General features: G+C 52.7%; 12 protein-coding genes. 3 read left to right on the forward strand and 9 right to left on the reverse strand.

From position 1 onward, the window contains the following. From C7820_RS32830 to C7820_RS32870, 9 genes are all read right to left on the reverse strand, one after another. On the reverse strand, window positions 1-662 hold a 662-nt coding region (locus C7820_RS32830), incomplete at its 3' end, for an ABC transporter permease (RefSeq protein ID WP_258875811.1). Window positions 663-1,905: 1,243 nt separating this feature from the next. Next, a complete protein-coding gene (locus tag C7820_RS32835) occupies window positions 1,906-2,325 on the reverse strand; it encodes a pyridoxamine 5'-phosphate oxidase family protein (RefSeq protein WP_116234527.1) in 420 nt (139 codons plus the stop codon). 76 nt (window positions 2,326-2,401) lie between these two features. After that, entirely contained in the window at window positions 2,402-2,851 is a 450-nt protein-coding gene (locus C7820_RS32840) for a Dps family protein (protein WP_116234557.1), read from the reverse strand. Between the two features lie 154 nt (window positions 2,852-3,005). Then, window positions 3,006-4,118 (reverse strand): GerAB/ArcD/ProY family transporter, encoded by a 1,113-nt coding sequence (locus C7820_RS32845; RefSeq protein WP_116234528.1) that lies wholly within the window; start codon window positions 4,116-4,118, stop codon window positions 3,006-3,008. A gap of 19 nt (window positions 4,119-4,137) precedes the next feature. Then, window positions 4,138-5,220, reverse strand: coding sequence for a Ger(x)C family spore germination protein (locus C7820_RS32850; RefSeq protein WP_116234529.1), 1,083 nt, complete (start codon window positions 5,218-5,220; stop codon window positions 4,138-4,140). Continuing rightward, window positions 5,213-6,688, reverse strand: coding sequence for a spore germination protein (locus tag C7820_RS32855; protein ID WP_116234530.1), 1,476 nt, complete (start codon window positions 6,686-6,688; stop codon window positions 5,213-5,215). The genes C7820_RS32850 and C7820_RS32855 overlap by 8 nt, the downstream gene beginning before the upstream one ends. Before the next feature lie 158 nt (window positions 6,689-6,846). Further along, window positions 6,847-7,443, reverse strand: a complete 597-nt coding sequence (locus tag C7820_RS32860; protein ID WP_251678124.1) for a TetR/AcrR family transcriptional regulator — start codon at window positions 7,441-7,443, stop codon at window positions 6,847-6,849. Window positions 7,444-7,521: 78 nt separating this feature from the next. After that, window positions 7,522-8,133, reverse strand: a complete 612-nt coding sequence (locus C7820_RS32865; protein ID WP_116234558.1) for a VC0807 family protein — start codon at window positions 8,131-8,133, stop codon at window positions 7,522-7,524. A 316-nt stretch (window positions 8,134-8,449) separates the two neighbouring features. After that, a complete protein-coding gene (locus C7820_RS32870; protein WP_076172932.1) occupies window positions 8,450-8,746 on the reverse strand; it encodes a hypothetical protein in 297 nt (98 codons plus the stop codon). Between the two features lie 338 nt (window positions 8,747-9,084). Here C7820_RS32870 and C7820_RS32875 point away from each other — a divergent pair, with 338 nt between their 5' ends. The 3 genes from C7820_RS32875 (at window position 9,085) to C7820_RS32885 (ending at window position 11,862) form a co-directional block, all read left to right on the forward strand. Continuing rightward, window positions 9,085-9,813: an MgtC/SapB family protein gene (locus C7820_RS32875; RefSeq protein WP_116234559.1), complete on the forward strand. Its 729-nt coding sequence runs from the start codon at window positions 9,085-9,087 to the stop codon at window positions 9,811-9,813. An 86-nt stretch (window positions 9,814-9,899) separates the two neighbouring features. After that, entirely contained in the window at window positions 9,900-10,661 is a 762-nt protein-coding gene (locus tag C7820_RS32880) for a DeoR/GlpR family DNA-binding transcription regulator (RefSeq protein ID WP_116234532.1), read from the forward strand. Between the two features lie 112 nt (window positions 10,662-10,773). Next, the gene (locus C7820_RS32885) at window positions 10,774-11,862 is read left to right on the forward strand and encodes an alcohol dehydrogenase catalytic domain-containing protein (protein ID WP_258875808.1); all 1,089 of its coding nucleotides are present in this window, start codon (window positions 10,774-10,776) and stop codon (window positions 11,860-11,862) included. Window positions 11,863-11,945: the final 83 nt, after the last annotated feature.

The following is an 11,945-nucleotide window of genomic DNA, read 5'->3' on the forward strand; positions in this document are numbered from 1 at the left end:
AGCACCGGGATGTTGATGTGCCGCAAGCGCTGGAAGCGCGAGGCCCCATCGATAATCGCCGCCTCATGCAGCCCCGGATCAACGCCCGAGAGCGCTGCGAGATAGATGATCGTGCCCCAGCCGGCGCTCTGCCACACGTCCGAGAAGACGTACATCGTCTTGAACCAGCGCGGGTCGGTAAGGAAGTCCGGCGCTTTCAGGCCCAGCCCCTCGATCATGTGGGTGACAATCCCCGTCGACGGCGAGAGGAACGTGATAATCATCCCCGCCATGACGACCATGGAAATGAAGTGAGGCGCGTATGTTACCGTCTGGGACAACTTCTTGAAGAAGCCGTTTCGGACTTCGTTGAAGGCCAGCGCCAGAATGATCGGGATCGGAAACCCGACAGCCAGCGAGTACAAGCTGATGCTCAGCGTGTTCCAGAGCAGGTCCCAGAAGTAGTAGGAATGAAAGAAGCGGACGAAGTGGTCGAAGCCGACCCACGGGCTTCCCGTAATTCCTTTTGTCGGAATGAAGTTTTTGAATGCGATCTGGATGCCGTACATCGGCCCGTAACAGAAAATAAGAAAGTAGAAAAAGGCCGGCGCAATAAACAGGTACAGCTCCCAGTTCAGAATGATGCGCTTCCACAAGCTTTTGTGGGTTTTCTTTCTCGGCATCACAGCCGGCGGGCCTGCGATGGCAGCTTTTGTCTCATGCATCGTATCACTCCTTCTCTGGTAGGTTGTTTGTTGCCTTTATCTCTCCGTGATGACGGATGTTAAGCCCGAAAAAGGCGGGTGAACAAGGTTTGTGATCTAAACGTATTCGATCGGTAAAACCTTCGTAAATATGTCATTTTCCACATGAACCTGGAATTCAGGACAAAACCCGTACGAACAAGAAGAAAATCGACAGGTTTTGGCCAGAGGAATATGTTGTTTTTGCATCGAATTCGGGTGAATCAGGCAATACATAACGCGATAATGATAACTTAAGTTACACAAAAATGTTCGGTATATTACCTGAACAAGGAAGAGTTTTGGTTGAACTTCCTCTTGTGAGCCCTATGACGATGTGCCCTGCAAACTGTCTCGCGTTGTTTCTCCTTTTTACTAAGGGAAAAAAATTTCGGCTGACCAGCATCTAGGCGATAGCCCATTCTCATTAGAGCAATTAAACAAACCTGGCAAGCAGCATAGCGTCCTCGTTTCGAACAGAATCCTGAGAGAGCTTCCGGTCAGGTTTCGATGGTTTCGTACAATGAAGAAACATCCTTCTTCCATGAAGCCTTCTCCTTAGATGAAACATCCTTCTTCGGTGAAGCTTCCATGCTTCAACGCATCTATCGGCGGACGACCCTCCACCAAATGTCCCTGTTTCTCGGCCACGGTTTTTGATCGTTAGTTAAGCCTGCCTGTTTCCACCGCATCTCGCTTCAGCTGCGATTGATAACGCTTACACTAAACATATCGGAGCCCCCGCCATGCGTAAATATGTCGTTTTCGCTCCTCCATCAAATCGGCTTGAAATCTGGCTCCGGTGGCTACATTCACTTGTGATTCAGGAGCCGAATATGTCATTTTTGATGATTTGGATAGCCTTTAAGGTGTATATATCAAAAATGACAATTCCCGCACGAGCCCTTATGCGGCGCGGTTTTGCGGCAGGTCAAAAATAACATGTATGCGTTTACATCAATTTTGCCGGCACAACCGGCTGACAATGGCGTTCGGTCATTTCACTTCCCCCTTTTGGATGCTGTTGCCCGATAATCATTATCGCCGGATGCACTTCGGACAAGACGCATGGCAACATCAATCATCCTTAATGCTTCCTCGAAAGATATTTGCGCACACCAAAAAGCCGCCTCATCAGATTTCAATCTGATAAGGCGGCTCTCACTGCTGCCGCGGGATTCAATCAATAGTCGAACCACTCGTGCTTCTGTCCGTCCTTGTCGGTTAACTCCACACGAATGGCCTTAACCTGAAGGATCAAATAATCCGGATCATCCGGGCCGGAAAAGTCCGCGCTGAACTCTTCCCGCCAAATCTGCTGGCGGAGAGCTTCCTCCGTGTTCACGGATAATTTTCCGTCGATCTCCACCGTTTCCCGGGAATCATTCTCCCCATGCCCTACCAGCAGCGACACCGGCGTCTTGCTTTCCAGGTCCCAGGTTTGGCTTTTCCGATTTGCGACAAGATAGATGCTCAGTCCTTTGTTGTACTTCGGCATCCGGCGCAGCCGCGGCTTCTGATTCTCCACCGTCGCAACGGCGGCGTATTCGTGGTGATCCAGAATTTTGGCAACCTCATGCTCCATGGCGAATTTAGCTTCCATTATTAATCACACCCCTTCTCTTCTGACATAACCGACGAAGGGGCGCGAGCCCCTCGTTCATTGGAAATCGTTGAAATCAGCCAAGGTAGGATTCAAGCATCCATACATGCTTATCCAGGTCCGCCTGCATCGCGATCAGCATATCGGCGGTTGGGTGGTCACCGGCGCTTTCCGCCAAGTTGATGGTGTCATGCAGTTCCTTGCTTACCGCCGAGAAGTCATGGATAAGCGACTGCACCATGCCGCGCGCGTCCTCTTTTCCTGTAGCTTCCGCAATCGTGGCGATTTCCAGGTACTCTTTCAATGTAGCAGACGGTCTGCCCTTGATCGCCAGAAGGCGTTCGGCGATTTCGTCTGTTTTTTGCGTAACGTCGTTGTACAGTTCCTCGAATTTCGCATGCAGCGTAAAGAACTGTTCTCCTTTTACATACCAGTGATAGTTATGAATTTTCACGTAAAGGATGCTGAAGTTTGCCACCTGCTGGTTCAATGCCTGTTCCAATGTTAATGTCGTTGTATTTGTCATCATTTATCCCATCCTTTTTTATCAGTCAGTGAAGGCCTTCGGCAAGCCTTTCGGTTGTAAGCTGTCTTCTGTAACTGAATTGTACACAATTTAGTTACAGTAAATCAATATGCCATTTCTATCATTTTAATCCCAACCAGGCATGGGTACGATTTCACCCCCCTTCTACTGCCGCCCTTCGATTTTGATACCGTTGGATGATATGCACCCAGAGGCACAGCAGCGGAAGATAAACGTACAGCAGGGTCAGTCCGGCCCAGGTTACTACAGAATCCAGCTTGTCGATCGTCTTGGGTCCTTGTAATACGGCGATAATGACAAATGACATCCCGCATGTGAACCATACCAGCGGCTTGGATCTCAGTGGGGTGACCTGTCTCAAAATTCGGGTTCCTGCCCACATGGCCATACATACCGGCGGCAGAATCACGATAAACCAATTGAACACGTACACGTAATCGAACCGGTCGATGAACGGGAGCCGGGCCACTTTCGACAGGATCAGCGTCGGCCAGATCGTATGCTCCAGCTGCTGAACGTTAAAGAACGCCAATGTGACTATAGCGACGATTAAGTAAAGGACTGTGGAATGGGCTACGGCGATATGAGCCCATTTGCGTGACTTTTCCGGATGCTTGATAAAGGGGTGCAGCAGAAGCAGAAACTCCACCCCGTAAAATAAATTGAGCGAATGGAACGCCGACTGGGCATATTCTCGCGGCGAATGGTTCAGCAGCGGCAGGAAATTCGTCCAATGGGCATACTGCAGCGGAAAATAAATCGATACCAGGAGCAGGGTGGGAATGACGACGCAGAAAAAGCAGATTCCCGTGATCACCCGCAGCCCCCCGGTCACGATATATACGGCGGTCAGCAAAATGAGCAGGCATACGAACCAGAACGGCGTCGTGGGAAACGCCCAAATATGGATGACCTCCATGTAAGACCGGATTTGATAGACGATAAACAGCAGCATATAACCGTAGAACAGGAGATTCATCGCTCCTCCCAGCCATTTGCCGAACAACTGCCGATGCAGGTGGAGGATATCGCCTCCATCCGCGTGCTTCATGATCGCATAAATGATCCACACGACCGCGTGCAGGCTGAGGCCGACGAGCAGTAAGGATAACCAGGAATCCTGCTGCGCCCCCTTAATGTTCCGGCTTTGAAAGTTCAGCATGGCAATGCCTGTCTGCGTTCCGTGAATCATAAACCACAGCAGATAAGGGGATACGGTTAAGCTTTCTTTGATCTGTCTGGGCATCTTCGACCACCTGTCCTTGTCATTCTCCGATTCCCGATTTGGTCAGTTGAAGGTTGATAGCGATATCGAACGCCGTTTTCGGATATATCCTTTCGTAAAATCCCTTCTCGTCCCAGTCCCGGGAATATGCCCTGACCAAATCCCCTACGCCCAGCGGATCCACGCCGCTGTCCCTCAGTTTGGCGAGCAGCGACATCAGGCGTTCCCGTATCTGCTTTTCCAGCTGGCGGTCTACCTCACGGTCATTGGAGTCCTTTCTTAAGTCCATCCATCTCGGATACTCCTTCACCATTCCGCTGATCGCGAGCTGGACTTGAATATGCAAGCCATCTGCCCTCATGACCGCATGCTTGGATTCCCTTCCATAGCTCACTGAAAATAGGGCCGTCCCTTCCTGCCCGTGCTTTTTCAGGGTAAACGGAATTTCCCCGCGCATGGAATATCCCTGAAGCAGCTTATAATAGAACATTTCCTCCGGATTCAAGGTGAGTTTTAACCGGTCCTCCTTGAAAATGCCAAATCCCGATACCTGCAATCTGCCCGCAGCGTTTAACCGGATGACCGGAAGCGAAACATCCCTCCCCAGGCCATGGTAATCAAACAACATCGTCGATAGGTTGGACCTCGGAATATTCCCTGATTTCATATTCTGCTCAATGAGATGGTACGGCAGCTCTCGGCTGCCCTGCTCGGCTATGACCTTGGCCAGGGAAGTGACCGGCTCCTCCGATACGGCCACCGTCAAATAATTGCTGATCAGCGGGTTGCGGCAGATCGAATTGATGAAATACGAAAGGCCGCTCTCCGCGAGCTCCCGGCTGAACAGGAGCAGCCGCAGCTTCTCGATTTTGACCGGCTGGGCCGACTGGCCGTTCATTTCATTCAGGACGAGCTGGGTCTGCTCCGCCCGCCCCTGCAGCGTGCCGACCTTCCCCCTCTGCGTAAAATCGCTGTAGAGAGCGGTCCCGATATAACCCGGGCGGCCGTCGTCAAATCCGAGCACCGTGACGATACGGATATTATCGACCATTCGGTCGTTGCCGCATCCCGCGAGCACCAAGAAGATACCGACAGCCCCCAGCCTTCTTGCGAGGCTACTCATGCTCAATATCCTCCTTGTCTTCACTCGGGGTGTACCGCTTGGAATCCAGGGGCCTCAGGTAAACGTTCCGGTTGGTGATATACCGGTATGATCGCCGAACGAAACTGTCTCCGAAATTTCCCGTCCGCAGCGGGAACAGCGGCAGCAAGTACGGGGTGCCGAGGGATTTGAGCCGCAGCAGGTGGCCAAGCAGCAAAAAGAGCCCGGCCACAATCCCGAGCCCGCCCCATAGGCCGGCCAGCAGGATCAGCGGGAAACGCAGGAGGCGGATCGTATTGGCCATTTTAAAAATCGGAGTCGTAAACGAGGCGAGCGCCGACAGCGCCACAATAATCAGCAGGATGCTGCTCGCCAGGGCGGCTTCCACCGTGGCCTGGCCGATGACGATCCCGCCTACGATGCCGAGCGTCTGGCCGATTTTGGTCGGGAGCCGGGCTCCGGCTTCCCGCAGCAGCTCGATCGTCACTTCCAGGAAGAGCGCCTCCAGCACGGGAGGAAGCGGGACATGGGTTCGGGACATGATCAACGGCTCCAGTATATTTTCCGGAATAACCTCGAAATGATACGTTAATACGGCGACATAAACTGGCGTAACAAAAATGGAGAAGATGACGCTGAGAATGCGGACGATACGAAAGAAAGACCCGATAATCCAGGGCAAATAATAGTCCTCCGGCGATACGAAAAAGTCCAAAAACGTGGAAGGGCCCGTAAAGACATAGGGTGATCCGTCCGCAAACACCGCGACCTGTCCGGAAGTAATGGCGTAAGCCACCCGGTCTACCCTTTCCGTCGACAGATAAAGCGGGAACGGGGAGTTGGTATGATCCGATATAATCTGATCGAGAATCGATGTGTCGAATACGACCTCGAAGTCGATCCTGCCGAGCCGCTGTTTCATCGTTTCGATATGCTGCGGATTCGTCACTCCGTCAAGGTAAGCGATCATGACCTTCGTATTGGACAGACTGCCGACCGAAACCTCCTCGATCACCAGCCTCGTGACGGCGATTTGCTGTCTCAACAAATGGACGTTGACATGAATATTTTCCACAAAGCCGATTTTGGGTCCCACGACGCTGAATTCATTTTCGGTCTCGTTGCTTTGGCGGTGTCCCCGTTCGGTTTGGTTGATATTAACGATCAAAAAAGCCGGCTCTTCCGACGCGATCTGGAGGATCACATACCCTTTGACCAGCTTGGACTCGACTTCCGACGTATCCTCGGTGATTTGCGCTTCATCGAACGGGATGCGGTTCTGAATGTCCGTCAGCCGATGAATGTCATCGTCATGCTGCTGGATTTCAGCGATAAGATAACGGTTGATCTTCTCCGCATCCACAAGAGAAGAATAGTAGCTGATCCGGATCCGGTCGTCTTCCGCAAAGGGCGAAAACTGCCGGAAGTCACTGGATTTGGCGGCTTGCTCCAATATTTCACGGAGGGTCTTGGGTGCATCAGGCTTCATGACGATTTCCTTTCCTGTGAGAAAATGAGCATGATCCCATTATGTTCGGCGCCCGGTCAAAACATACCTCATTTCCCGGCTGCAGCTCACGGAATAGAACAAAAAGAACCCCCAAGGAAAGCCGGCTGTCCGTATCGGCTCATTTAGGGGTCCTTCGATTAGCTCAGCGCATTTTTCATAAACCTAAAAATATCTTCTTCGCTCATTTCCGCCCCATCCGGGGACACGATCTGCTGTACCTGCAGGCCGTTCTTGAAGATGGACAGCAGCCGCGCTGCCTTCTCGGCGTCCACATGGGCCGGGATCACGCCGTGCTCCTGCCCAACCTTGATCCACTCAGCCGAATTTTGAATGGCCGTCTCCTGATATCGCTTCAGGATGTCGGCCACGGCGGGCTTATCCTTTTGACTCAACAGGTAAATAAAAATGAGGCTCGAAGCAGTCTCCGTGCTGGACATATGCTGCATCCTTCCCGAAAGGGCGGACAGCGGCCCTTGAAGGCCCGCATCCTCTCCGACCGCCCGGGATACCGACTCGTAGAAGAGGCGGTTCGTATTCTGCATCCCTGACTGCAGGATCAGGGCGAACAGCTCGTCTTTGCTTTTGACATAATGATAAATGGCTCCTTTGGTCAGACCGCTGCGGTCGGCGATATCCTGGAGCGTCGTCGCCCGGCATCCCCTCTCCAGGATCATCTCTTCGGCCGTGTCCAGCAGCAGCTTCAGGCTGGGATTCATCGCCTTGTCGTCCATCATCTATTCCTCCATATCGCTTAGGTTATTATTTGATTCATAAGCTGAATGATTAACGGTGCTGATTCATGTATTGCTGAATTATTTACGGTTTAAAGCAGCTGCCCGCTTGACCCGTTTCACGTAGGTGACGTTCCACCAGATCGTAAGCGCCAGGATGCCATAGGTGGCAAACGGGGAAATCGCCAGAAAGGCCGGGATCGACAACGTGTACACCAATCCTACTTTAACACAAGCTTCGAGCAAAAGCGCGACGCCCCACACCGCCGTCATGCGGCGAAAGGTTTGACGATAGGCGGGCAGGCGATTCCACTTGTCGTGCATTTCCGGATCACGGCCGGCGAACCGTTCGGCAAAATAAAAAATCAGCGGGCGTGCGGCAAGCAGGGAGCCGAGAAATACCAAGCCCATGATCCCTGTAACATAAGACTCCCTCAGCAAAATGAACCGTTCGTCGCCGCCCAGCAGAACAGCGGCAATGCCGAGAACAAGCCCGAGGAAAATGAAGCCGGAGAACATATCAACTTTGCGGGTATGTATTAGGCTGTACACGGTATCGATCAGCGGTACGATGGCGGCGGCCGATAAGGCCACCAGGCTGCTCGTGTGCGGCAGCAGCAAGGTATACACGACATAAGGAAGCACGATGTTGACAATCAGCGTTACGATAATGGCGTTTCTCGATTTGGTCATCGGTTTCAACCGTCCTCTCCAATAAATAATTCGTTTCGTGTCAGGGTATGAAATCCTACCGGGTATCGTAGAGCTGCATTAATAAGGCCGCTGCTTCGTCGTGCATACCGTCGGTAGGTTTTTTCTATGACTTTAATATACCTACCTTCGGTAGGTATGTCAACATCAAAATCAAACTTGCAATCCCCCTCCATCCGGTTGTTTTCTTTGAACCAATCCGCAGCCCGCAATCCGCAAGACGCATAAAAAAAACCGGTACATGATGCACCGGTCATTTTTAACGCTTTTGTTATGATTTTTCATTTCATCCTCAAGCTCATTCCTCCGGAACCCTCGGCTTATTCACGTCATCCGGAATCCGCTCATCGAAAACGTCCTGGCCCGGGAAATCCCGGACATGGCCTTCGTGAAGCTCATGATTCTCGTAGTCGAATCGGCCCGAGCTGCGCTGGTCCACCCGCCACGGTGTGCTTTTTCCCAGCTGCTCGGCGTTGACCGGCGACCCGTAGGGCCCGTCCGGAAACTCCTCGAAGGCCAGATCGTTGCGCTGCGACTCCACGGTCGACAGGTCTGTCGAAAGGGCCCGCTTCTCATCCTTCATTTCTTGACTCATGGACGATTCCTCCCTGCGTTTTCGGCTCCGTGCTGCGTGGCATACTTGGACCCGATCATTCTCCTTATTATGGATGGAATAGAGCAAAGTATTGGTGGAAATCGTTGACATAAAAACAAAAATACTATCTCTAAAAAAATATTTCAAAAATTTCCTCCAGATATATTGTCTTCCGCAAATCCGCGTGTTAATATAGCGACAAATGAACAAATTGTGAACATAAACGAGCATATATTGCGCAAATAATACTCATTTATGTTTGATTTGGGCATTGAATGTTCATTTTCGCTTGAGTTAAGGGGGAATGATGAATCGACAGTGTGTGGCATATCAGCAATATGGATTTGACGCTCCGGCTGCTGTTATCGGTCGCCATGGGCGGATTGATCGGCATGGAACGCGAATGGAACAATCACGCCGCCGGCTTTCGGACCCATATCCTGGTCTGTCTCGGCTCGGCGTCCATCATGATCCTGTCCATGTACGGCTTTGAAGCCTTCGTGGACGAAACGAACGTCCGCCTGGATCCGGCGCGGCTCGCTGCGCAGGTGATCAGCGGGATCGGCTTTCTCGGCGCGGGAGCCATTCTCCGTTCGGGACAGACGGTATCCGGACTGACGACCGCCGCTTCGGTATGGGTCGTGGCCGCGATCGGACTGTCGATCGGCGCCGGATTTCTCTACTCGGCCCTTCTGACGACCGGACTTGCTTTTATCAGCCTGTTTGCCCTGAACAAATGGGAAAAGCTCATCATGCACCGCAAGAGGAACTTCGATTTCCTCATCCGGGTGCCCGACAAGCCGGGCATGCTCGTGACGGTCGCCAGCGAGCTGGATGTGCTTGGCATCAAGATCAACAATATCGAAATCCGCACGCCCGAAGGTCTGGCGGATGCCATGGTCGAACTGAAATTCCATATCCGCTCCCCAAATCCGATGCAGGTGGTTGCCGCCATGGACAAAATATCTTCCCTGCCCGACGTGCTTGGCATTGAATCGTCGGGAATCTCCTCAGAATTCGCACAAAAATTTTCCGCAAACAACAAGTATTCCAATTTCAAGATGTAATCGAACTGACGGCAAGCCTGACTAATGAGCAAAAATGAACAAATGTAAGCAAACGCATATGCGATTTGGCGGAAAGGATGGTTATATTGCTGGCAGCTGAACGAAAAATGAGAATCGTCGAATTTGTCAGACAGCATCGGTCGGCTTCTGTCGGCACGTTAGCCAAGGAATTCGGCGTTCATGAAGCGACGATCCGGCGCGACCTGGCCGAGGTCGAGCAGGAAGGGCTTCTGAAACGGACGCACGGCGGCGTTATTGTGGAACAGCTCACACACCACGAGCCTTCGTTTAACGAAAGATCGGGCATCCAGCTCGATCAGAAGGAACGCATCGGCCAGAAGGCGGCAAGCTTGGTGGAAGACGGGGATCACATCATTTTGGACTCCGGCACGACCACGCTGCACATCGCCCGCAACCTGGTCCACCGCTCCAACATCACCGTCATTACCAACGACATGAACGTGGCGGCCGAGCTTCGGGACGCTCCCGGCGTCAAAGTGACGGTCACCGGCGGGGAACTGTATCCGTCCAGCTTCATGCTGAACGGCATGTTTACGGATTACGTGCTGCGTTCGGTACACGTATCCAAAGCTTTTATCGCGACCACCGCGATCCATCCCAAATACGGCCTTACGCTTCCGGAAGCCCAGCTGGTTGTCGCCAAGCAGGGCATGATCGCGGCCGCCCAGGAAGTCATCGTCGTCGCCGACGAAACGAAAATCGGCAAAATTTCGCTGTATAATGTCGCTCCCAATAGCTCGATCCATACCCTGATCACGGGCAAAGAAGTTGCGGATTACGACATCAAGCAGTTTCAGGACGCCGGCATTCAAATTTTAACCGTCTGACGGAACGCAGCTCCTTTCAGGGGAGCTGACGATGACGTCAGACCCGAACGATGATAAGGAAATCCAGTATTAAAAAAAAACAAATAACGCTCACATGGAGGTGTTCCCTGATTTGAGTACGACTACGCAAACGGTGGACTCCCGGTCGCTCCGGCTCACCCACCCCCACCATGTCGAAGAAATGACGATGGATCGGACCGTCACGGAAGGTTTCGTCGTCATTGAACCCACTTTGGCCAGCATCTGTCATGCCGACCTGCGGTATTTCGGAGGCCTTCGGAAACCCGAAGTCCTTGCCCGCAAGCTGCCGATGGCCCTGCTTCATGAAGGCATCGGGAAAGTCGTCGGCGGTTCCTCCAAGCTTCAAGCGGGACAGCGGGTCGCCATCGTGCCGAACCTGCCGGGCTATCTGCTGAACGGCATCAAGCACGACGAGTGCTGTCCGGCCTGCAGGGGAGACATTCCGGAGAATTACTGCTACAACGGCAAGTTTCTTGGGAGTACGATCGACGGTATCGCGCAGAGCCGGCTCGTTATTCCGGAGGCATGCGCCATTCCGATCCCGGATTCGATTCCGGATGACATTGCCGTGCTGGCGGAGCTGTGCAGCGTATCCTACCGGGCGATCCGCCCCGTGGCCGATCTGCTGGACAGCGCACAGGTCGCCGTTTTCGGAGACGGTCCGGTCGGCTTCCTGACCGCCGCCATGCTCCATTACGCCTTTGGCGTCAGCACGGAGCGCCTGACGGTATTCGGCGCCATTCAGGAGAAGCTGGAGCATTTCACGTTTGCCCGGACCGAAATGGTGCAGGAATACGATTTTCAAGGCGGCTGGAAGGTTGATGTCGTGCTGGAATGCACAGGCGGAAGATTTAGTGAAAGCGCCATCAATCAAGGGATCGACTTACTTCTCCCTGGGGGCCATCTGATCGCCATGGGCGTCAGTGAGGAGCTTGTTCCTATCAATACGCGGGATGTGCTGGAGAAAGGCATTACGATCCACGGCAGCAGCCGCAGCTCGCACAGCGATTTTCGGAAAGTGCTTGAAGTGATGCAGCAGGAGGAATGTCAGGAGACGCTCCGGCAGTTGGTGCCGGATGACTATATCCCGGTGAGCAAGGCAGAAGACTTTGCGGGCGCAATGGAATCTGCCCTGGCTCACAGAGACTGGAAAAAGATGTACCTCGATTTTCGCTGGTGAGAGAGCGAAAATCTTGTTCAATAGTGTACCACACAAGCGGGTTGAAGTAAAAACGGCTGGAGGATGCCCAGGCATTCCTCCCT

Origin of the sequence: Paenibacillus sp. VMFN-D1 (genome assembly GCF_003386155.1) — a bacterium.
Classification (GTDB): Bacteria; Bacillota; Bacilli; order Paenibacillales; family Paenibacillaceae; genus Paenibacillus_AQ; species Paenibacillus_AQ favisporus.